Origin of the sequence: Curtobacterium sp. VKM Ac-1376, assembly GCF_015351025.1 — a bacterium.
Lineage (GTDB): Bacteria > Actinomycetota > Actinomycetes > Actinomycetales > Microbacteriaceae > Curtobacterium.
Map to the genome: position 1 here is coordinate 57,673 of NZ_JADKRV010000008.1, position 21,136 is coordinate 78,808.

22 protein-coding genes are annotated in these 21,136 nt (G+C 71.8%); 11 read left to right on the forward strand and 11 right to left on the reverse strand.

Annotated elements, in window-relative coordinates; all coding sequences use genetic code 11:
• Positions 1-9: 9 nt before the first annotated feature.
• Positions 10-975 (reverse strand): 2,3,4,5-tetrahydropyridine-2,6-dicarboxylate N-succinyltransferase, encoded by a 966-nt coding sequence (dapD, locus tag ITJ56_RS11130; protein ID WP_194630682.1) that lies wholly within the window; start codon positions 973-975, stop codon positions 10-12.
• 127 nt (positions 976-1,102) lie between these two features.
• Here dapD and dapE point away from each other — a divergent pair, with 127 nt between their 5' ends.
• The 6 genes from dapE to ITJ56_RS11160 all read left to right on the forward strand — a co-directional run bounded on the left by dapE (position 1,103) and on the right by ITJ56_RS11160 (position 5,680).
• On the forward strand, positions 1,103-2,185 hold the full coding sequence (gene dapE, locus ITJ56_RS11135; protein ID WP_194630683.1) for a succinyl-diaminopimelate desuccinylase: 1,083 nt from the start codon (positions 1,103-1,105) through the stop codon (positions 2,183-2,185).
• Positions 2,170-3,414 (forward strand): hypothetical protein, encoded by a 1,245-nt coding sequence (locus ITJ56_RS11140; RefSeq protein WP_194630684.1) that lies wholly within the window; start codon positions 2,170-2,172, stop codon positions 3,412-3,414. The genes dapE and ITJ56_RS11140 overlap by 16 nt, the downstream gene beginning before the upstream one ends.
• Positions 3,415-3,561: 147 nt before the next feature.
• On the forward strand, positions 3,562-3,732 hold the full coding sequence (locus ITJ56_RS11145) for a DUF3117 domain-containing protein (protein ID WP_017887054.1): 171 nt from the start codon (positions 3,562-3,564) through the stop codon (positions 3,730-3,732).
• 122 nt (positions 3,733-3,854) lie between these two features.
• Positions 3,855-4,583: an AAA family ATPase gene (locus ITJ56_RS11150; RefSeq protein ID WP_194630685.1), complete on the forward strand. Its 729-nt coding sequence runs from the start codon at positions 3,855-3,857 to the stop codon at positions 4,581-4,583.
• 39 nt (positions 4,584-4,622) lie between these two features.
• Positions 4,623-5,129, forward strand: a complete 507-nt coding sequence (locus ITJ56_RS11155; RefSeq protein ID WP_194630686.1) for a helix-turn-helix domain-containing protein — start codon at positions 4,623-4,625, stop codon at positions 5,127-5,129.
• A 2-nt stretch (positions 5,130-5,131) separates the two neighbouring features.
• Positions 5,132-5,680, forward strand: a complete 549-nt coding sequence (locus tag ITJ56_RS11160; RefSeq protein WP_194630687.1) for a PIN domain-containing protein — start codon at positions 5,132-5,134, stop codon at positions 5,678-5,680.
• A 3-nt stretch (positions 5,681-5,683) separates the two neighbouring features.
• Here the strand turns inward: ITJ56_RS11160 and ITJ56_RS11165 are convergent, their stop codons facing one another.
• The gene (locus ITJ56_RS11165; RefSeq protein WP_194630688.1) at positions 5,684-6,316 is read right to left on the reverse strand and encodes an O-methyltransferase; all 633 of its coding nucleotides are present in this window, start codon (positions 6,314-6,316) and stop codon (positions 5,684-5,686) included.
• A gap of 64 nt (positions 6,317-6,380) precedes the next feature.
• On the opposite strand from ITJ56_RS11165, the gene ITJ56_RS11170 reads away from it, so the two are divergent.
• Positions 6,381-6,749 (forward strand): twin-arginine translocase TatA/TatE family subunit, encoded by a 369-nt coding sequence (locus ITJ56_RS11170; protein ID WP_194630689.1) that lies wholly within the window; start codon positions 6,381-6,383, stop codon positions 6,747-6,749.
• An 82-nt stretch (positions 6,750-6,831) separates the two neighbouring features.
• Here the strand turns inward: ITJ56_RS11170 and ITJ56_RS11175 are convergent, their stop codons facing one another.
• From ITJ56_RS11175 to ITJ56_RS11190, 4 genes are read right to left on the reverse strand one after another with little or no spacing between them, the layout of a single operon-like run.
• Positions 6,832-7,680, reverse strand: coding sequence for a class I SAM-dependent methyltransferase (locus ITJ56_RS11175; protein ID WP_194630690.1), 849 nt, complete (start codon positions 7,678-7,680; stop codon positions 6,832-6,834).
• A gap of 40 nt (positions 7,681-7,720) precedes the next feature.
• A complete protein-coding gene (locus ITJ56_RS11180) occupies positions 7,721-8,881 on the reverse strand; it encodes a P-loop NTPase (RefSeq protein ID WP_194630691.1) in 1,161 nt (386 codons plus the stop codon).
• Positions 8,874-9,389, reverse strand: a complete 516-nt coding sequence (locus ITJ56_RS11185) for a DUF1003 domain-containing protein (protein WP_194630762.1) — start codon at positions 9,387-9,389, stop codon at positions 8,874-8,876. Before ITJ56_RS11185 ends, ITJ56_RS11180 begins: the two co-directional genes overlap by 8 nt.
• Before the next feature lie 52 nt (positions 9,390-9,441).
• A complete protein-coding gene (locus tag ITJ56_RS11190; protein WP_194630692.1) occupies positions 9,442-10,761 on the reverse strand; it encodes a magnesium transporter MgtE N-terminal domain-containing protein in 1,320 nt (439 codons plus the stop codon).
• 103 nt (positions 10,762-10,864) lie between these two features.
• Here ITJ56_RS11190 and ITJ56_RS11195 point away from each other — a divergent pair, with 103 nt between their 5' ends.
• The gene (locus ITJ56_RS11195; protein ID WP_194630693.1) at positions 10,865-11,782 is read left to right on the forward strand and encodes a general stress protein; all 918 of its coding nucleotides are present in this window, start codon (positions 10,865-10,867) and stop codon (positions 11,780-11,782) included.
• 74 nt (positions 11,783-11,856) lie between these two features.
• Here the strand turns inward: ITJ56_RS11195 and ITJ56_RS11200 are convergent, their stop codons facing one another.
• On the reverse strand, positions 11,857-12,333 hold the full coding sequence (locus ITJ56_RS11200; RefSeq protein ID WP_194630694.1) for a GNAT family N-acetyltransferase: 477 nt from the start codon (positions 12,331-12,333) through the stop codon (positions 11,857-11,859).
• Positions 12,334-12,342: 9 nt separating this feature from the next.
• Positions 12,343-13,827, reverse strand: a complete 1,485-nt coding sequence (locus tag ITJ56_RS11205; RefSeq protein WP_194630695.1) for an aminopeptidase P family protein — start codon at positions 13,825-13,827, stop codon at positions 12,343-12,345.
• Positions 13,828-13,897: 70 nt separating this feature from the next.
• Here ITJ56_RS11205 and ITJ56_RS11210 point away from each other — a divergent pair, with 70 nt between their 5' ends.
• The gene (locus tag ITJ56_RS11210; RefSeq protein WP_194630696.1) at positions 13,898-14,770 is read left to right on the forward strand and encodes a PHP domain-containing protein; all 873 of its coding nucleotides are present in this window, start codon (positions 13,898-13,900) and stop codon (positions 14,768-14,770) included.
• A 200-nt stretch (positions 14,771-14,970) separates the two neighbouring features.
• Here the strand turns inward: ITJ56_RS11210 and ITJ56_RS11215 are convergent, their stop codons facing one another.
• On the reverse strand, positions 14,971-16,473 hold the full coding sequence (locus ITJ56_RS11215; RefSeq protein WP_194630697.1) for a DEAD/DEAH box helicase: 1,503 nt from the start codon (positions 16,471-16,473) through the stop codon (positions 14,971-14,973).
• Between the two features lie 128 nt (positions 16,474-16,601).
• Here ITJ56_RS11215 and ITJ56_RS11220 point away from each other — a divergent pair, with 128 nt between their 5' ends.
• Complete coding sequence (locus ITJ56_RS11220) at positions 16,602-17,312, forward strand: ferritin-like fold-containing protein (RefSeq protein ID WP_323749787.1); 711 nt, start codon at positions 16,602-16,604, stop codon at positions 17,310-17,312.
• Positions 17,313-17,325: 13 nt separating this feature from the next.
• Here the strand turns inward: ITJ56_RS11220 and ITJ56_RS11225 are convergent, their stop codons facing one another.
• Both ITJ56_RS11225 and ITJ56_RS11230 read right to left on the reverse strand, forming a co-directional pair.
• The gene (locus ITJ56_RS11225; RefSeq protein ID WP_194630698.1) at positions 17,326-17,622 is read right to left on the reverse strand and encodes a hypothetical protein; all 297 of its coding nucleotides are present in this window, start codon (positions 17,620-17,622) and stop codon (positions 17,326-17,328) included.
• Between the two features lie 4 nt (positions 17,623-17,626).
• Positions 17,627-17,851, reverse strand: a complete 225-nt coding sequence (locus ITJ56_RS11230; protein WP_194630699.1) for a DUF3107 domain-containing protein — start codon at positions 17,849-17,851, stop codon at positions 17,627-17,629.
• A gap of 127 nt (positions 17,852-17,978) precedes the next feature.
• Between ITJ56_RS11230 and ITJ56_RS11235 the strand changes: the two genes are divergently transcribed.
• Complete coding sequence (locus tag ITJ56_RS11235) at positions 17,979-21,134, forward strand: PD-(D/E)XK nuclease family protein (protein ID WP_194630700.1); 3,156 nt, start codon at positions 17,979-17,981, stop codon at positions 21,132-21,134.
• Positions 21,135-21,136: the final 2 nt, after the last annotated feature.

Genomic DNA, 21,136 nt, shown 5'->3' on the forward strand with positions numbered 1-21,136 from the left:
TGTGCGGCGCTACGCGTGCAGCGCGGTGTTCAGCTGGATGCCCTCGCCCTTGCGCTGCAGTGCCTCGACGGCGCCGCTGACGCTGTTGCGGCGGAACAGGATGTTCGGGGTGCCGGAGAGCTCGGCGGCCTTGACGGTCTTCGGGGTGCCGTCGGGGTTCGGTGCCGCGCCGACCAGCACCACCTTCGTGCCGGCCGTGACGTAGAGGCCGGCCTCGATGACGGAGTCGTCGCCGAGCGAGATGCCGAGGCCCGCGTTCGCACCGAGGAGCGCCCGCTCACCGAGGGAGACACGGTGCGTGCCGCCGCCGGACAGCGTGCCCATGATCGAGGCGCCGCCGCCGATGTCGGTGCCGTGGCCGACGATCACACCCTGCGAGACGCGGCCCTCGATCATCGCGTCGCCGAGGGTGCCGGCGTTGAAGTTCACGAAGCCCTCGTGCATGACGGTCGTGCCGGGGGCCAGGTGCGCGCCGAGGCGGACCCGGTTCGCGTCACCGATCCGGACGCGGTCCGGCACGACGTAGTCGACCAGACGGGGGAACTTGTCGATCGCGTGCACGGCGATGCCGGCGCGCTGCAGTGCGGGGCGCAGGCGCGTGAGCGACTCCGGGTGGACCGGGCCGGCGTTCGTCCAGGCGACGATCGGCAGGTGGCCGAAGACGCCGTCGAGGGAGATCTCGTTCGGTCGGACGTGCAGGTGGCTCAGCAGGTGCAGGCGGAGGTACGCGTCCGGGGTGCTCGTCGGGCTCGCGTCGATCGCGATCTCGGTGGTGACGGCCTCGATCCGGACCTCGCGGCGGGGGTCGTCACCGACGTGCGCCCGCAGCTCGGCGGGGAACACGGCGTCGGAGGGCAGCGCGCCGAGGTGCGTCTCGGGGTACCAGGTGTCGAGCGTCGTGCCGTCGGCGGAGATCGTCGCGAGGCCGTGGCCCCAGGCGTGGGTCGGGCGGTCGGTGGCAGTCGTGTCGGTCACGGCACCAGGGTACCGAGCGCGCGTCGACGGGCACCGTCCGTCCGGACTGCCGGACTGCCGGGGTGGTCGGGTTGCCGACCGTCCGGACTGCCCGAGTGGTGCGAGGGGCGGCCGGTAGGCTGCCCGCATGCCGGAGCCCCTCGACCTCACCGCCTCGTCCATCGACATCACCCGTGCCATCTGCGACATCGAGTCGGTGTCCGGCAACGAGCAGGCCCTGGCCGACGCGATCGAGGCCGTGCTCGCACCGCTGCCGCACCTCGAGGTGATCCGCGACGGTGACGCCGTCGTCGCGCGCACGAACCTCGGCCGTGACCGCCGGGTCGTCATCGCCGGGCACATCGACACCGTCCCGCTCAACGACAACCTGCCGACCGAGTTCCGCACCACGGAGGACGGCACCGAGATCCTCTGGGGGCGTGGCACCGTCGACATGAAGGCCGGCTGCGCGGTGCAGCTGAAGCTCGCGTACGACCTGGTCGACCCCTCGGTCGACGTCACGTGGGTCTGGTACGACCACGAGGAGGTCAGCGACGCGCTGAACGGCCTCGGTCGTCTGGCCCGCACCCGTCCGGAGCTGCTGGCAGCGGACTTCGCGATCCTGGGCGAGCCGTCCGGTGCGCAGATCGAAGGCGGCTGCAACGGCAACCTCCGCGCCGAGATCCGCACCTTCGGCAAGCGCTCGCACAGTGCACGCAGCTGGATCGGCGACAACGCGATCCACAAGACCGCACCGATCCTGGCGACCCTGGCCGCGTACGAGCCGCGCACCGTCACGGTGGACGGGCTCGAGTACCGCGAGGGCCTGAACGCCGTCGGCATCAGCGGGGGCATCGCGGGCAACATCATCCCGGACGAGGCGATGGTGCACGTGAACTACCGCTTCGCTCCGTCGCGCTCCGCCGACGAGGCCGTCGCCCACATCCGCGAACTCTTCGACGGCTACGACGTGACCATCGTCGACCTGGCAGCCGGTGCCCGACCGGGCCTCGACGCCCCGCTCGCGCAGGACTTCGTGGCGGCGGTCGGTGGCCCGGAGCCGCGTCCGAAGTACGGCTGGACCGACGTGGCCCGTTTCTCGGCACTCGGGGTGCCCGCGGTCAACTACGGGCCGGGTGAACCCGTCTACGCGCACCACGACGACGAGCAGGTCCCGGTCGCGCAGATCACCGCGGTCGAGGCCGGCCTCCGTCGGTGGCTGACGGCCTGACGACGGCGGGGGCCACGCGGAGGACCCCTGCTCGGAACCGCTGGCGCGCCCGCTACCGGGTCGTGCCGTGGTGGGTGCGCATCACGGTCGTCTACGTGCTGGCCCGGCTCGTCACCGGGACCATGATGCTCACGTTCGCCGGCGTGCAGGCGGCGAACTCGTTCACCGCCCAGAGCCCGGGCTACCTGTCGTTCGCGTCGATCTGGGACGGCGCCTGGTACCGGGTGATCGCCACCGGCGGGTACCCGTCAACGCTGCCGGTCGACGACGCCGGGCACGTGACCGAGAACGCGTGGGCGTTCATGCCCGCGTACCCGTCCCTGGTGCGCGGGCTCATGCTGCTCACCGGGGCGTCGTTCGAGTTCGTCGCGGTGTCCGTGTCGCTGCTCGCGGGTCTCGGCGCCGCGCTCGTGTTCCGGCGCTTGGTGGGCCGGTTCCTCGACCCGGCGCGTGCGACCTTCGCGACCGTGCTGTTCTGCGTCGCACCGGTGTCGGCGATGTTCCAGGTGGCGTACGCCGAGTCGATGGGGCTGTTCCTGCTGCTCGTGGCGCTGCTGCTCATGGTCGACCGTCGGTGGTGGGCGATGCTGCCGGTCGTGCTCCTGCTCGGCATGACCCGGCCGACGGGACTCGCCTTCGCACTGCTGGTGGTGCTGTTCGTCGGTGCCTGGGCGATCCGGCCCGCATGGGTGCGCTCGTCCGAACCCCTGACCCTCCGTCGGCTCGTGCCGCCCGGTGTGGTGGCCGTCGTGTCAGGACTCGTCGGCCTGGCCTGGCCGGCGATCGCATGGGCGGTCACCGGCGTGCCGAAGGCGTACACCGACACCGAGCTGGCTTGGCGCTCGTCGTACATCGGCTGGAACGACCTCGTGCCCTTCGCGCCGTGGATGCAGGGGTTCGGATGGTGGTTCGGGCAGCCGGCCGGTGCGGTGCTCCTCGCCGTGGTCCTCATCGGCTTCGCCGCGTTCGTGTGCATGCCCGCCGCACGCCGGATCGGGATCGAGCTGCGGCTCTGGGGTGTGGCGTACCTGGTGTACCTGCTCGCGGTGTTCTTCCCACAGTCGAGCACCTGGCGCATCCTCGTGCCGATCGCACCGCTGCTCGGCATCGTCGCCCTCCCGCGGTCGCGGGTGTACCGGGTCGCGGTGGTGGTCGTGTTCGTCGGGCTGCAGTGGGTCTGGCTCTACTTCACGTGGTGGATCGACGGCTACGACTGGACCCCGCCGTGACCGCCCCAGGGCGTCCGCGGTCGGCAACGCCGCGTTCTGCGGAGCAACAGGACGGCACATCCGACACCCCCAACCTGGGCGGTTTCGCAGTTGCCCCCTCGATACGGGATAATGGGACAGCATTTACTGCACGAAAGGGGACATCTGATGGCAGCCATGAAGCCGAGGACCGGTGACGGGCCGATGGAGGCTGTTAAGGAGGGTCGACTCATCATCGTGCGGGTTCCGCTCGAAGGTGGAGGCCGCCTGGTCGTCTCGGTCAACGACGCCGAGGCCAAGGAACTCCACGACGCACTCGCTGAGGTCGTCTCGGCCTAGTACGTCGAAGCACCGAACGGAAGGCCCGGAGCGTGTACGCTCCGGGCCTTCCGTCTGTCCGCCGACGATCCCGCGGCGGGAGCATCCGCGGCGCTGTCGGTCGGCTCCGGCAGGATGGGGCCGTGCCGAGGACCCACCTGCCCATCCGACGCGTCGAGGAGTACCGCGACCCGGACCCGATGCCGCGCGACGAGTGGCCGGCTACGCTCCCGCCGATCCGGCAGCTGCTCGACGACGGCCTCGAGCTGGACCCGGTGACGGTGTTCGTCGGGGACAACGGTGTCGGCAAGTCGACTCTGGTCGAGGCCATCGCGCTCGCGTTCGGGATGTCCCCGGAAGGCGGCTCGACCGGGGCGAACCACTCGACCCGCCCGTCCGAATCGGACCTGTGGCAGCACATCGTCCTGCGACGTGACTTCGGTGCACCTCGCGGTGGCTTCTTCCTGCGTGCTGAGACCATGCACGGCTTCTTCACCTACCTCGAGGAGCACCCGAACCGCAGCCGGCCCGAGCCGGTGTTCCACGAGCGCAGCCACGGCGAGGCGTTCCTGGACTTCGTCATCGACCGGGCGCGCTGGCCCGGGCTCTGGATCCTCGACGAGCCGGAGTCCGCCCTGTCGTTCTCGGGCTGTCTCACCCTGATCGCACTGTTGCGCTCGATCGTCGAGAGCGGCGTCGGCCAGGTCGTGCTCTCGACCCACTCACCCGTGCTCGCCGCGTTCCCGGGCGCGACGATCCACGAGGTCGGCGAGTGGGGCCTGCGGCGCACCGAGTGGCGCGACCTCGACCTGGTGCGGAACGAGCGTGCGTTCCTCGAGTCGCCCGAGCGGTACCTGCGGCACCTGGACTGACCCTGGCCTGCTTTCGATTCTTTCGAATAGAGTGCTCCCATGACCATCACCGACCCCGCTGACCGGCGCGCGTCGTCGCGCACGTACTTCCCGGGCGATGACCGGGAAGACCTCGTCGGACTCGCGCAGCTGCTCCACGAGATGGATCGAGACACTCTGGTCGGTGGCATGGCTGAACTGCGTGCACCGGACGGTCGGGTGCGCACGATCCCGAACGAGGTGTTCGAGGTGCTCGAGCAGGTCGCCGACGCACTGGCGAGCGGCAGTGGCGTCACGGTTGCGCGGAACGACACCCAGATGACCACGCAGCAGGCTGCGGACTTCCTCGGTGTCTCGCGCCCGACGCTCGTGAAGTACCTCGAGGACGGGTCGATCTCCTTCGAGCGACGTGGGCGCCATCGACGGGTCCTGCTGCGTGACCTCGTGTCGTTCCAGGAACACTTCCGCATCCGACGTCGGGCTGCCCTGCGCGCGGCGGCACGGGACGGGCAGGCGCTCGAACGCGAGCAGCAGCGCCAGCAGCACGACGGGCGTGCGGAGACCTGACGGTGGCGTTCCCGGCCTTCTTCGACGCCTGCGCCATCTACGGGATCACCCTCTCCGATCTCTTCCTCCGGCTCGCCGACGAGGGCGTCTTCCGCCCCCTGTGGTCGGACAGCGTGCTCGACGAAGTCCGTCGGAACACCATCCGCGGCGGGGTCGACGCCGCGGGGATCGATCGCCGCCTGACGATGATGCGGACCTACTTCCCGGATGCACTCGTCACCGGGCACGAGGACCTGATCGCCGGGCTCACCTGTGATCCGAAGGACCGGCACGTCCTGGCGGCGGCCGTCCGTGCGGGTGCCGACGTCCTCGTCACCTTCAACCTCCGGGACTTCCCACGCACTTCGCTCGCGGCGCTCGACATCGAGGCCGTGCATCCGGACGACTTCCTGCTCGACCAGCTCGACCTGTTCCCGGGGATCGTGACACGCGTGCTGCGGGAGATTGCCGAGGACTACGTCGACCCGCCGCAGACCGTCGCCGACGTCCTCGACACCCTCCGTCGGGCGGGTGCTCCACGATTCGCGGTGGACGTCCGACGGTACCTCTGACGGCTAGTCGGTGACCTTCGTCAGCTGCAGCAGCCCGTCACCGGCCGGGGACAGCGCGCTGCGCACGGCACCCGAGGTCGACACCTCGGTCAGGAGCAGCCGGAAGTCCGTCGTCGCGCGGTCACGCTTCACCGGGTCCGCCACGCGTCCGCGCCACAGGGCGTGCGGCACCAGGACGGTGCCGCCCAGCCGGGCGAGCCGCAGCCCGTGCTCGACGTACTCGATGACGTGCTCTGGGTCGGCGTCGACGAGCACGACGTCGTAGGACGCCTCGTTCATCCGGGGGAGCACCTGGTTCGCGCGGCCCGGGATCAGCCGGATCCGAGCGGGCGCGGTGCCGGCGCTGATGTAGGCGTCGCGGGCGAACTGCTGGTGGTCGACCTCGACGTCGATCGTCGTCAGGGTCGCGTCGGGTGCGCCGCCGAGCAGGTACAGGCCGGAGACTCCCAGGCCGGTCCCGATCTCGATGATGCTCGAGGCCCGGGACGCCGCCGCGATGACACCGATCTGCGCACCGATCGCGGGCGAGACCGCTTCGACCCCGAGCTCCAGGGAGTGCTCACGAGCACGGGCGATCGCCTCGGTCTCCGAGACGATGTCCTCGGCGAACTTCCAGTTCGACTCTTTCTCTGACACGCACACTCCGTTCGGAGGACAACTCTAGAGGTGCAAGGCCGCAGCACGCGTTAGGCTCGCTCGCGTGGACATCCCGCTCGACAAGATCCTGATCATCGGGGTCATCGGCGTCCTCTTGCTCGGGCCGCAGCGCCTGCCGATGTACGCCCAGAAGCTGGCCGAGTTCGTCAAGGCCGTCCGACGGTTCGCCGACACCGCGAAGGAGCGGATGCGCGACGAGATGGGCCCGGAGTTCGACGACATCGAGTGGCAGAAACTCGACCCGCGGCAGTACGACCCCCGACGCATCATCCGCGACGCCCTGCTCGACTCCGGCTCGAGCGCCGCGACGGTCCAGGCGGCGCAGGTCACGGCCTCCCGGGTGCGCGCGACGGCTCCCGTCGTGCCGCTGGCGGCCGGTGAACCGGCACCCTTCGACGCCGAGGCGACCTGACGCCCGTCACGTCACCAGACGACGGACAGGAGGCCCGTGGCGGACCCGCCACGGGCCTCCCGTCCGTCACGGGGTCGCGACGTCAGTCACGTGTGGCGACGATCGTGTAGGTGGTGGGCACGCGGTCGCGGTCCCGCGGCGGCCAGGCCCACGAGCCCGTCGCGGTCTGCTCCATGCGGGAGCTGAAGCGCCATGGCAGGGTCCGCCCCTCGTCGAGTCGGCGGAGTCGCAGCCCGGCGCCCAGCAGCGCGTTCACGATCTCGGACAGCGGGTGCGGCCACTCGAAGGTCCGGGCGTTCGCCACGGTGCCTTCGCCGGCGTAGGTGCTGTCGTCGTCCCACTGCTGGGCGGTGCCGTCGGGGAAGTACCGGTACCGGGTGACGAGTTCGTCGGCGTCCTCGTCGAGGGCGTAGAGCGCCGGGTGGCCGTCGCGGATGAAGAACACGCCGCCGGGGCGCAGGAGCCCGGCGACCTGCACGGCCCAGCGGTCCAGGTCGGGGAGCCAGCAGATCGTGCCGATGCTCGTGTAGACGACGTCGAAGTCGCCGGTGACCGCGGCCCGGGCATCGAGCACGTCGGTCTCGACCCAGGTGACGTCGATCCCGAGTCGGGTCGCGAGCCCGGCGGCCGAGGCGAGGGCGGCGGGCGAGAAGTCGACGCCGGTCAGCCGGGCGCCCTCGCGGGCGAGCGACACGGTGTCGGTGCCGATGTGGCACTGCAGGTGGCAGACGTCGAGGCCCGCGAGCGAGCCGTTCGGCAGCCAGGGGGTCAGGGCGGGCAGGTCCTCGCGGACGACGTCGGACCGGTGGTCGGGGTCGGACAGCGCATCGATCGAGTACGCGCCCTCGTGGATCGGCACGCGGTCGTCCCAGTTCGCGCGGTTGGTCTCGCGCGCGTGGTCCCAGTCGACGTCGACGTGATCCGTGCTCATGAGGTCGACCCTACCGAGCCGGGGCGCGGCCGCCAGCCGCTCAGGACAGCGAGAGCCCGAGCTTCCGGCCGGCGAGCCCGCGGCCCATCGTCGTGATGCGGTCGGCGATGGCTGTCAGGGCCACCGCCGAGGGATCCTCCGGCGCACCGAGGACGACGGGCATCCCGGTGTCACCGCCCTGCCGGAGCGGCACCGACAGCGGCACGCTGCCGAGCACGGGCACGGGGGTGTCCTGTCCGCGGGAGAGCCGTGCAGCGGTCTCGGCACCACCGCCCTCGCCGAACAGGTGCAGGACCGACCCGTCCGGCTGCACGAGGCCGGCCATGTTCTCGATCACGCCGATCACCCGCTGGCCGGTCTGCCGTGCGACGATCCCGCTGCGCTCGGCGACGTCGGCCGCAGCGGCCTGCGGGGTGGTGACGACGAGGACCTCGGCGTGGGGGAGCAGCTGCCCGACCGAGATCGCCACGTCGCCGGTGCCCGGGGGCAGGTCGAGCAGCAGGACATCGAGGTCGCCGAAGAACACGTCGGTCAGGAACTGGTTCACGGTGCGGTGCAGCATCGGTCCGCGCCACGACACGGCGGTCGAGACGTCGTCGACGAACATGCCGATCGACACGACCTTCACGTCGTGCGCGACCGGCGGCAGGATCATGCTGTCCACCCGGGTCGGGCGCGGTGCGACGCCGTACTCGTCCGTCAGGCCCATCAGCCCAGGGACGCTGAAGCCGTGCACGTCGACGTCGACCACCCCGACCCGCAGCCCCCGTCGGGCGAGTGCGACGGCGAGGTTCACGGTGACCGTCGACTTGCCGACGCCGCCCTTGCCGCTCGTGACGGCGATGACCCGCGTGAGCGAGTCCGCGGTGAACTGGACACCCTTCGGACGGCCGGCGCGCAGGCGGTCGGTCAGCGCCGCGCGGGTCGCCGGGTCCATCACGGAGACGTCGACGTCCACCGCGGCGACCCCGGCGACGGAACCGGCGGCGACGCGGACGTCGCGCTCGATGGTGTCGGCGGCGGGGCACCCCACGATCGTGAGCTGCAGGTCGACGCGCACCGCGCCTCCTGGCTGCACGTCGACACCGCGGATCATGTCGAGCTCCGTGACGGGGCGGCGGATCTCAGGGTCGATGACGCGGCCGAGCGCAGCGAGGACCGCCGCGCCCAGCTGCTCGTCGGTGGGGACGGCGTCAACCACGGGTCGACGTGCCTTCGCCGCCGTACGCGGGCTCGCCGCCGCCGAACGCTGCCTCGTCGGCATCGCGACGATCGAGTTCCTCGAGCAGGGAACGGAGCTCGGCGCGGATGAAGTCCTTCGAGGCCATGTCGCGCATCGCCAGGCGGAGCGCCACGACCTCGCGCGCGAGGTACTCGGTGTCGGCCAGGTTGCGCTCGGCGCGCTGTCGGTCCTGCTCGAACTGCACGCGGTCGCGGTCGTCCTGGCGGTTCTGGGCGAGGAGGATCAGTGGTGCGGCGTACGAGGCCTGCAGGGAGAGCACGAGCGTGAGCGCCGTGAAACCGATCGCGGCGGAGTCGAACTGCCACGGCTTCGGTGCCAGCGTGTTGTAGGCCATCCACACCACGCAGAACAGCGTGAGGCCGATGAGGAACCAGGGCGTGCCCATCCCTCGTGCGATGCCTTCGGTTGCACGACCGAAGGTGTCCCCGCGACCACGGCGGCGGGTGGGGAGCACGCGCGTGCGCATGCCCTTCGGGGAGTCGAGCCGGACCTCCTGGCGGTCGCGGTCGCGACGGTTCTCATCCGTTCGGGCCACGGGTGGTCCTCCTTCCCGTCGTCACGGGTGTCCTGCGCGGGCGTTGGCGTGGAAGCGGCGAGGGTTCCCCCTCGCCCTGACTTCGCCAGTCGTCCGGCAGGACGTGGTCGAGGACATCGTCGATCGTCACCACCCCGACGAGACGGTGGGCGTCGTCGACCACGGGGACGGACAGCAGGTTGTAGGTCGCCATGATGCGGGTGACCTCCGCGGCGCTCGCGTCGACGCGGACCGGTTCGGTCTGCTGGTCGATGAGCGTGCCGAGCCGCTCGTTCGGCGGGTAGCGGAGCATCCGCTGGAAGTGCACGAGTCCGAGGAACCGCCCGGTCGGCGGCTCGTACGGCGGCAGCGTGACACACACGGCGGCGCCGAGGACCGGGGCGAGCTCGTGCCGTCGGACCAGCGCGAGCCCCTCGGCCACGGTCGCATCGGCGGAGACGATCACGGGCTCGGTGGTCATGAGGCCACCCGCCGTGTCCGGCTCGTACTCCAGGAGCATGCGGACGTCCTGCGCCTCCTCCGGCTCCATGAGCTGCAGGAGCGCCTCGCTCCGCTCGTCGGAGAACTGGGCGAGGACGTCAGCGGCGTCGTCCGGCTGCATCTGGTCGAGGACGTCCGCGGCGCGGGCATCGGCCAAGCGGGTGAGGATCTCGATGCGCTCCTGGTCGGGCATCTCCTCGAGCACGTCGGCGAGCCGGTTGTCGGGGAGTTCCTCGGCGACCTCGAACCGGCGCTCCGCCGGCAGGTCGAGCAGCGTGGACGCCAGGTCGGCCGGCACCAGGTCGGAGTACGCGGCGATCACGTGCTCGGCGGACTGGGCCTCGCCGGGGAGCTCGTCCTCGGTGACCTCGTTCCAGGTCGCGAACGTGGTGGGGCCCTTGCCGAACGGCGACGGCGTGGTCTTCGGCTTGCGGAGGAAGAGCTGCGAGACCTCCCAGTCGCCCTGCCCGCGGTCCTCGATCGCGACGTCCTCGATGGTGGCGCGGATCCGCTGGTTCTTGATGAGCACCTTGCGCCCGAGCATCTCCGCGATGACCCGGACTTCGCCGCCGCGCTGCTCGAAGCGCCGCATGTTCACGAGCCCCGTCGTGATGACCTGGCCGGCGCCGATCGAGGTGATGCGGCCGATGCTCACGAAGATGCGGCGCTTGCCCGGCACCTCGACGATGAGCCCGACGACGTGCGGGGGATCGGCCCGGCGGTACACGACCAGGACGTCTCGGACCCTGCCGACGCGGTCGCCCGCGGGGTCGAAGACGGAGCACCCGGCGAGGCGGGCGACGAAGACCTTCGTGGCGCTCACCCGACCCAGCGTAGTCGCTCGCGTGGGCGCGTTCGCCCGGCCGGTCGGGCGCTTCCCTGAGAGTGCACGTGCGATCGCAAGGTGTGCGGTGAATGATGGCTGAGTGAGCAATCAGAGCCCCTTCGCCGGCAGGACCGCCCAGGCCTTCCCGACGCTGCCCAAGGGTGACGTCCTCGGCACGTACGACAGCTACCCGGAGGCGCAGCGCGTGGTGGCGAAGTTGGCCGAGGCCGACTTCCCCGTCAACCAGCTCTCCATCGTCGGCAACGACCTCAAGACGGTCGAACGCGTCACGGGCAAGATGACCTACGGTCGCGCGGCCATCGCCGGTGCCCTGTCGGGTCTCTGGCTCGGCATCTTCTTCGGCATCGTGCTCACCCTGTTCTCGCCGAGCGCCGGTGGCCTCATCCTCGCCGCCGCGATCATCGGTGCCGCGTTCGGCATGCTCTACGGCATCGTCTCGTTCGCGATCACGAAGCGGCAGCGGGACTTCACGAGCGTGCACCAGGTGCTCGCCACGAACTACCAGATCGTCGTCAACCCCCAGCTGACCGGGCAGGCGCAGCGGATCCTCGGTGAGCACGGCGCGACCCCGTCGACGCACTGGAACGACGAGCAGCAGGTCGGTGGGGTCCCCGAGCAGCAGCAGTGGCGGCCGGGCCCAGGCGGGGTCCCGCCGCAGCAGCAGTCGCCGTACGGCGGGCACGCCACGCCCCACCAGCAGGCGGGAGGCCCGCAGCGCCCCGGCACGTCGGCCCCCGGTGCGCAGACGGGTGCGCCCGCGGGCGCACCGTCCGGTACGCAGGCCGGGCCGCCTCGGTACGGCACGAACGACGGCCCGCGCTACGGGGAGACTCCCGGGACGGCCGCAACTCCTGCCGCTCCGGCGGTGCCGCAGCATCGTCCCGAGGAGCCGCCGCAGTACGGTGAGCGGGTCCCGGGCGCGACGCCACCCTCGGCTCCCGAGCCCGAGGGTCCTCGTGACGGGAACACCGACCGGCGCGACGACGACCGCCGATAGCGCCGCTGGCCCGGGCGGGCGCGACACGCCACCCAGGTCTCGCCCGCGAGGCGAGGGCGGGTGTGGCGCTCGGGTCAGAGCAGCTTCGAGTAGCAGATCGACAGCGGGGCGCCGACGTAGGAGCCGAAGTTGGCGATGCGCCGGAAGCCCTCGCGCTGGTAGAAGCCGATGGCGCGCTTCTGCTCCGTGCCCGTCTCGAGCACGAGTGCCGGTGAGCCGAGGTCGAGCGCGGCCTCTTCCAGTCGGTGCAGCAGTGCAGCCGCCACCCCGGATCCGCGGGACTCCGGTCGGACGTACATGCGCTTGATCTCGGCGATGCCATCGTCGACGATCCGCAGGCCGCCGCACGCCAGCGGGGTACCGGACTCGTCACGCGCCACGAAGAACACCGCGATCGAGTCTGCGGTGGGCTTCTCGCCCGGTTCCGTGTCCCCGCCGTACGCCCGGAGGATCTCCAGGCGCTGGGCGGCGCGGAGCCGTTGCGCGTCGGGGGAGTCGAAGTGCTCGACCTCGATCGAGAAGGTGTTCGGGGAGACCTCGGGCGTCGTCACCCGATCAGGCTAGCGGCCCGAGCGGGCGATCCACCCCTCCACTTCCGAGGGGGTCCGGGGGATGCCGACGGACAGGTTCTCGGCGCCGTCCTCGGTCACCAGGATGTCGTCTTCGATGCGGACCCCGATGCCGCGGAACTCCTCCGGCACCGTCAGGTCGTCCTGCTGGAAGTACAGCCCGGGCTCGATCGTGAAGACCATGCCTGCCTGCACCGTGCCGTCGAGGTACATCTCACGCCGGGCCTTCGCGCAGTCGTGCACGTCGAGGCCGAGGTGGTGGCTCGTCCCGTGCACCATGTAGCGGCGGTGGAACTGGTTGTCGGGCTCGAGCGACTCCGCGGCGGAGACGGGCAGGAAGCCCCACTCGGCGGTCTTCCGCGCGATGACCTCCATCGCGGCGGCGTGCACCTGGCGGAACGTGATGCCCGGCTTGACGATCGCGAACGCGGCGTCTGCGGCCTCGAGCACGGCTTCGTACACCAGGCGCTGCACGGGCGAGAACGTTCCGCTGACCGGCAGTGTTCGGGTGATGTCGGCCGTGTAGAAGGAGTCGACCTCGACCCCCGCGTCGATCAGGATGAGGTCGCCCGGCTGCACGGCGCCGTCGTTGCGGGTCCAGTGCAGGATGCAGGCGTGGTGGCCCGACGCCGCGATCGTGTCGTAGCCCACGGTGTTGCCGTCGGCGCGGGCACGGCGGTTGAATGTGCCCTCGACGATGCGCTCACCGCGGGGGTGCGCCAGGACGGCGTCGAAGTCGGCGATGACGTCGTCGAAACCGTGCTTCGTGGCGTCGACGGCCTTGCGGAGCTCACGGACCTCGTACGCGTCCTTCACCAGGCGGAGCTCGGACAGGTCGCGGGAGAGCAGGTCGTCGGTGGCCGGCGACCCCTCGGTCTCGTCGGCGCCACCGATCGCTGCGCCCATGCGGGCGTCGAGCGAACGGGTCAGGTCGTCGTCGGCTTCGCGCACGAGCAGCGCCGACGCGTCGAGGACGTCGGCGACGGCCGTGAACGCCCCGAGGTCGGCCGTGGCCAGCCCGAGGTCGGCCGCGACGGCGTCGAGCGACGGACGGGGTCCGACCCAGAACTCGCCGATCTCCGGGTTGGCGTAGAACTCTTCGGAGTCACGGCCCGCGGTGGCCCGGAAGTACAGCGTGGCGTCGTGGCCGGAGCCGTTCGGCGTCATCACCAGGACGGAGCCGACGACCGTGTCGGTGCCCCAGCCGGTCAGGTGCGCGAACGTCGAGTGCGGGCGGAACGGGTAGTCGCAGTCGTTCGAGCGGACCTTGGCCTGTCCGGCGGGCACGACGATGGTGCGGCCGGGGTGCAGCTCGGAGATGCGGGCGCGACGCTCGGCGGCGAAGACGGCCTGCTCGCGGGGGTCCGGCTGCTCCTCGCCGCGGTCGGCCCACTGCGACCCGATGAAGTCCTTGAAGGTCGAGGACCCGGGGGTCGTGGATCGGTTGCTCGTCGCGCGGGGAGTCGTGTCGGCCATGCGTCCATCATCGCACCGCCCGGGGACACCCGGCCTGTGCGGCCGCTCACCTGTGGATACCATTGGCCACGTGCCCGACCCGTTCATCGACCTGCACGCGCACTCCAGTGTCTCCGACGGCACGGAGCGACCCGCGGAGCTCGTCCGAGCGGCCGCGGCCGCCGGACTCGATGCCGTCGCGCTGACCGACCACGACACGACCGCCGGCTGGGCCGACGCGTCGGAGTCCGCTCGCGAGCTGCCGCTGACCCTGCTGCCGGGGCTCGAGCTGAGCACGCGCATCGGCTTCCGCAGCGTGCACGTCCTCGGCTACCTGGTCGACCCGGAGCACCCCGGCCTGGTGGAGGAGACCACCCGCATCCGCGACGGCCGGCTGTCCCGCGCGCACCGCATGGTCGACCGCATCGGCGAGGACCACCCGATCACGTGGGCGGACGTCCTGGCGCAGTCGAGCCCCGGCGCCACCATCGGCCGCCCGCACATCGCCGACGCGCTGGTCGCCCGCGGGCTCGAGGCCGATCGTTCCGCCGCGTTCCGCGGGATCCTGCACCCGGCATCGGGGTACTACGAACCGCACGAGGCGCCCTCGCCCCTGCGCGGTGTGGAGCTGATCCGGCAGGCCGGGGGCGTCCCCGTGATCGCACACCCGGCAGCGTCGTCGCGGGGCATCGTCATCGACGAGCCGATGCTCCGGGACCTCGTCGACGCCGGACTCGGCGGCCTCGAGGTCGACCACCGCGAGAACCTCGCGCACGGCAAGCGCACCCTGCTCGACTGGGCCTCCCGCTACGGCCTGTTCGTCACCGGGTCGAGCGACTACCACGGCACCGGGAAACCGAACCGACTGGGCGAGCACCGCACGGCGCGGGTCTCGTTCGAGACCATCCTCTCCGAGGCCACGGGCAGCGACCCCGTCGTCGGCTCCGGCTCCCGCCTGCCCTGACCGCGCCGACGGTCCCGAACGCCCCGCGAAAGCGACGGTTCTCCGTCGCTAGTCACTGACCTCTCCGGGAAAGCGACAGAATCCCGCCGATGGTTCGCGGGAATCTGTCGCTTTCGCAGGGGGGACTCGAGCGGCGGCTGCGCGGGCGGGGACGACGACGGGCCCGTCGCGTCAGCGACGGGCCCGTCGGTCTGGAGGCGCTACTCGCCGTCCGTGGTGCCCTGCGGAGCCGAGGCGGTCGCCGAGGCTTCCCCGGTGCCGGCACCGCGACGGCGGCGACGGCGGCGACGCTTCGCGGCGCCGTCGGTGGACCCGCCCTCGGTGGCCGACGTGCCGTCGGTGGGCGCGGCGGTCGGAGGCGCGGACTCGGTGGCCGCAGCTTCGGGGGCGGGCTGTTCCGGGCCTCCTGGCCGGGTGCGACTGCGCGATCGCGATCGCGACGCGTCACGCGCACCGCTCACCGGTCGGTCGTTGCTGCGCTTCTCTGCGGGTGCGCCGGCAGAGGCGGCGTGCGAGGACGTGCCGGGCAGACGGCCCTTGGTGCCCTTGGGGATGTCGAGTTCCTCGAACAGGTGCGGCGACGACGAGTAGGTCTCGAGGGGCTCGGGGATGCCGAACTCGAGGGCCTTGTCGATCAGCGTCCACTTGTGCAGGTCGTCCCAGTCGACGAACGTCACCGCGATGCCGGTCTTGCCCGCACGGCCGGTGCGCCCGGCGCGGTGCAGGTAGGTGTCCGGGTCGTCCGGGATCGTGTGGTTGATGACGTGGGTCACGTCGTCAACGTCGATGCCGCGGGCGGCGACGTCGGTGGCGATGAGCACGTCGCGCTTGCCGGCCTTGAACGCCGCCATCGCGCGCTCGCGCTGCTCCTGGTTGAGGTCGCCGTGCACCGCTGCGGCGTTGAACCCGCGGTCCTTCAGCTCCTCGACCAGCTTCGCCGCCGCACGCTTGGTGCGCGTGAAGATCACGGTCTTGCCGCGGCCCTCGGACTGGAGGATGCGGGCGATGACCTCGTCCTTGTCCAGGGAGTGCGCGCGGTAGATGAGGTGCTTGATGTTGGCCTGCATGAGGCCCTCGTCCGGGTCGGTCGCCCGGATGTGCACAGGACGGCTCATGAACCGGCGGGCGAGCGCGACGATCGGCGCCGGCATCGTCGCCGAGAACAGCATCGTGTGCCGCACCTCGGGGACGGCCTGGAAGATGCGCTCGATGTCCGACAGGAACCCGAGGTCGAGCATGCGGTCGGCCTCGTCGAGCACGACTTCCTGCACGTGGGAGAGGTCGAGGAGTCGCTGGCGCTGCAGGTCGATGAGTCGCCCGGGCGTGCCGACGACGATCTGGGCGCCGGCCTTGAGCTGCTCGATCTGCCCCTCGTACGCCTTGCCGCCGTAGATCGCCGCGATGGTCGTCGGGCGGTTCGAGGCCGCGAGCTCGAGGTCCTCGGTGACCTGGACCGCGAGTTCACGGGTCGGGACGACGACGAGCGCCTTCACGCCGTGCGCCGGGTCGGCACCGAGTCGCTGGATCAGCGGCAGGCCGAAACCGAGGGTCTTGCCGGTACCCGTCTTGGCCTGGCCGATGATGTCCTGGCCGGTCAGGCCGAGCGGGATGGTCTGTTCCTGGATCGGGAAGGGCTCGATGATGCCCTTGCCGGCCAGTGCATCGACGATGTCCTGGTCGATGTTGAGGTCTGAGAAAGTCAAAGAATCACCTTAGTTCTGGTGGAAGTCCGGGCCAGTCTACCGACGGGGCCGCGGTCCGGGGTGCGCCGGGGGTGCCGGAGCGTCGGGCGGGCCGGTCCGGCGCGCGCGCCCTCTATGCTGGACGGGTGGTGTCGTGGTGGAACCGGAAGCGCGCGGCGCAGCTCGCTGCCGCATGGCTCGCGTCGCGGAACCCGCGCGCCGCGCAGGTCAAGCGTCTCGCGCTCGACGACGTCACCCCCGAGCTCGACGTCTACCTCGGGCAGGCGGCCTACCTGCAGCTCTCCGTCTACGAGACGATGGGCCGAGCCGGTGCCTCGGCTCCGACCCTGTCCGGTCGGCTGGTCACGGGCGTGCTCGCGACCACGGCGCTCGAACGGCACCGGTCGATCGTCGCCGAGATCGAGCGCATCGGCGAGGACCCCGCCGCGCTGATGGCCCCGCACCGCGAAGCGATCGACCTGTTCCTCGAGCGCACGAGCGGAGCCGACTGGTACGAGTCGATGCTGACCGGCTACGTGACCGCCGGCATCCTGAACGACCTGTTCGGCAACCTGCTCCGTTCGCTGCCGGCCGAGGTGCGGCAGCGGCTGCGCACGGTCTTCGACGCGCGTGAGGAAGCCGCGGTCGTCGAGGAGCTCACCGCCCGGATCGAGGACGACCCGCAGGTGGGCTCGCGGTTGGCGATGTGGGGACGGCGTCTTGTGGGGGACACCCTGCTGGTGGCACGGTCCGCGCTGGCGTCCCACGCCCGAGAGGACCAGGAGCGGCTGGAGCCGGTCTGGACCGAACTCATCGCGGCGCACACCCGCCGGATGGACGCGCTCGGCCTGACGGCCTGAGCGCCCGAGGCGGTCAGGCCCCGCGGGCCTTCAACCGCTCGTAGTACTCGGCGTCGCGCTTGTCGCGCTGCGAGCCGAGCAGCCACTCGACGACGAGGGCGACGACGCCGGCACCGACCAGGGCCACGACCCAGATCCAGGTGCCGTCGTACCGCCAGCCGGCCCAGGTCAGGGCTTCCCAGAGGACGGCCGCCGCGATGCCGCCGACCGCGGGGCCGACGAGCACACCGCGACTCGACCGCCATGGCAGGACGACGTGCGCGGCGGCACCGATGAGGATGCCGCCGAGGACGGCGAAGAGCAGTTCCACGTCGTCAGGCGACGAAGCCGATGCGCCGTGCCTCTTCCGCGCCGACCTCGACGTAGGCGAGCGAACTGACGGGGACGATGAACCGACGACCCTTGTCGTCCTGCATCGACAGGTGGGTCGACTTCGCCTCGAGGGCGTCGGACACGGCCTTCTCGACCTGGTCAGCGGTCTGGGCGGTCTCGAAAGCGATCTCGCGGGGGCTGTTGATGATGCCGATCTTGATGTCCACGAGCACAGCGTATCCGAGCGGCCCCGTGCGGCATCGGGCGTTCGCCGCGGGCGCACTCGCGCGCCTGCCCGCGTCGTTGCCGCGCGTCCGCGGCGGTCCTGTCGGCGGTCGTGGGTACCGTACGACCGTGCCGAAGACCACGCTGATGCCCGCCCCCGCAGACGCCGGGCTCGCACGCGCACTGGTCGACGATCCGTCCCAGGCTGCTGTGCTGGCGCTGCCGGACGGTCGGCACGCCGCCGTGATCGGTTCCCCGGGCACCGGCAAGACCACGACGCTCGCCCGGCTCGTCGCCGACCGCTTGGCCCGGCCGGAAGCCATCAGCCAGGACGGCCATGCGTCGGTGCTCGCGCTGACCTCGGCCCGCACGGCCGCGACCGCCCTCCGCGACCGCTTGGCCGCGTCGGTGGACCGACCGGTGCCCGGGGCCCTCGCCCGCACCGTGAACTCGCTGGCGTTCCAGATCGTGACGCACGCGGCCGCGGTGCAGCAGCAGGAACCCCCGACGCTCCTGACCGGTGGTGAGCAGGACCGCATCATCGCCGACCTGCTGGCCGGACACGAGGCCGACGGCAGCGGCCCGGAGTGGCCGGACCCGATCACCGCTGTGGTGCGGGAGCGCGCCGGGTTCCGCACGGCCCTCCGCGACGTCATGATGCGAGCGGTCGCCGCTGGGGTCGAGCCGGAGGACATGCGCGAGCTCGGCGACGAGCTCGGACGACCGGAGTGGCGCGCCGTCGGTGACTTCGTCGACGACTACCGGGCCTCGGTCACGGCGTTCCGGCCGACCGGTCTCGACTCCGGCGAACTCGTGGCGTACGCGACGGCCGCCGTGCTCCGCGGCGACGTCCCCGCGAGCATCGCCGCACTGCGCCTGGTCGTGGTCGACGACACGCAGGAACTCGTCGAGGGAGAGGTCGCCCTGCTCGGGGCACTCGCGCGTGCCGGGGTGCAGATCGTGGCCTTCGGTGACCCGGACATCGCGGCCTCGGCCTTCCGTGGGGCCGAACCCGACGTGCTCGGCCGGCTCGCGGTGCGGCTCGGCGTCGACCGGGTCGATGGCCTCTTCCTCGACACCGTCCACCGCCACCCCGCCCCGATCCGCGCGCTCGTGACCGGGGTCACCGCTCGCATCGGCGCCGCGGCCGCGGGCCGGCAGCGCAGCGCGGGTGCCGACGACCAGGACGCCCGGTCCGACGCGGTCGTGCATCTCGAGGCCGCCAGTCGATCGGCGCTCGTGGTCGCCGTCGCTCGCCGCCTGCGGGAGCACCGCCTGCTCGACGGCGTGCCGTGGCACCGGATGGCCGTCGTCACCCGGAGCGGCGCCGCCACCCCGGAACTCGTCCGTGCGCTCTCCGTCGCCGAGGTCCCGGCCACCGCGGGCGCGGCACCCGTCCGGCCCCGCGACGACTCGGCGGCGCGCGCACTGCTCGACGCGGCTGCTGTGGCGCTCGACGTCCTGCCGCTCGACGCCGACCTGGCCACCGCCTTCGCGACCGGGCCGCTCGGCGGGCTCGACACCCTGGCGATGCGCCGGCTGCGGCTCGCCCTGCGGCGCGAGGAGCTCGCCGGCGACGGCACCCGCACCGCCGACGAACTGCTGGTGGAGGCGCTCGGCGCCCCGGAGCGTCTGGCCACGGTCGACGCCGGCTTCGCGCGACGTGCTACCCGACTCGCCCGCAGCCTGGTGCAGGCCCGCGCGGACGCCGACGCCGGTTCCAGCATCGAGGAGATCCTCTGGGGGCTCTGGGAGCGCAGCGGTCAGGCGAAGGCGTGGGGCGCACAGTCCGCTGCCGGTGGCGTCGGTGCAGGCGAGGCGGACCGGCACCTCGACGCCGTCGTCGGTCTCTTCACCGCGGCGAAGCGGTTCGTCGAGCGCACCCCGGACGCCCCGGCGCGCGTCTTCGTCGACGACCTGCTCGGCGCCGACCTGCCCGAGGACTCTATCGGCCCCGACCGGACCGCCGGTCGGGTGCGGGTGCTGACCCCCTCGGCGACGATCGGGCTGGAGTGCGACGTCGTCGTCGTGCTCGGCCTGCAGGACGGCGTCTGGCCGAACACCCGGGTGCGCGGCAGCCTGCTCGACCCCGACGGTCTGGTGCGGGCCGCCGCCGGCGTCGAGCGATCGCCCATCGACGACCGGGCGGCCGTGGTCGCCGACGAGCTCCGCCTGTTCGCCCGAGCGGTGTCCCGTGCCACCACCCAGGTCATCGTCGGCACCGTCGCGAACGACGACGAGTCCCCGTCGCCCTTCGTCCGCCTGGTCCCGGTACCGCCGGACCGTCAACCGACCGTGCACCCGCTGTCCCTGCGCGGGCTCGCCGGATCCCTGCGCCGTCGCGTCGTGGCCTCCGGCGACCACGAGGCGGCGTCCGCCCTCGCGCGCCTGGCCGAGGCCGAGGTGCCCGGGGCCGCGCCGGACGAGTGGTACGGGCTCGCCGAACCGACGACCGATGCCCCGCTGGTCGACCTCGACGCCGACCCCGAGCCCGAGGTCGAGGGCGGCGAACCGGTCCCGCCCGCCGTCTCGGTGTCGCCGTCACGGATCGGCACGTTCGAGGAGTGCCCGGTGCACTGGTTCGCGCAGACCTTCGGTGGCGGCGCCCCGAGCCCCGCGATGGGCATCGGCACGATCGTCCACGAGGCGATGGAGCACGCGACCGAGATCGACGTCGAGTCGCTGTGGGAACGGGTCGAGTCGCGGTGGGACGAACTGACCTTCGAGTCGCCGTGGGTCGCCGACCGAGAGCGCGCCCGCACCCGGCGGATGATCGAGGGGCTCAGCGACTACCTGCGCACCTTCGCCAGCGCGGGGCGACGGCTGCTCGGGGCGGAGACCTCGTTCGCGCTCGTCACGGGGCCGGCGCGCATCCGCGGCAGCATCGACCGTATCGAGGTCGACCCCGAGGGGCGTGTGAGCGTCGTCGACCTCAAGACCGGCCGCTCGATGCCGAGCGAGAAGAACGACATGCCCGAGCACCCGCAGCTCGGCGCGTACCAGCTCGCGGTCGAGGACGGCGCGGTCGAGGGTGTGCCGGCCGGGTCACCGATGACCGGTGCGCGGCTGGTGTTCGTCCAGAACCCTCGTGGCGGGCACGCCTTCTCGGAGCGCACCCAGCACGCGTTCGACGCCGAAGCGCGCGAGACGTACCGCGAACGGCTGCACGGTGTCGCCCGCGGCATGGCAGGACGGACCTTCGTCGCGAACGTGGACGACCACTGCGAGAAGGCCCGGACCGGGGTCGAGTGCCGCATCCACGTGGTGGCGGAGGTGACCTGGTGACC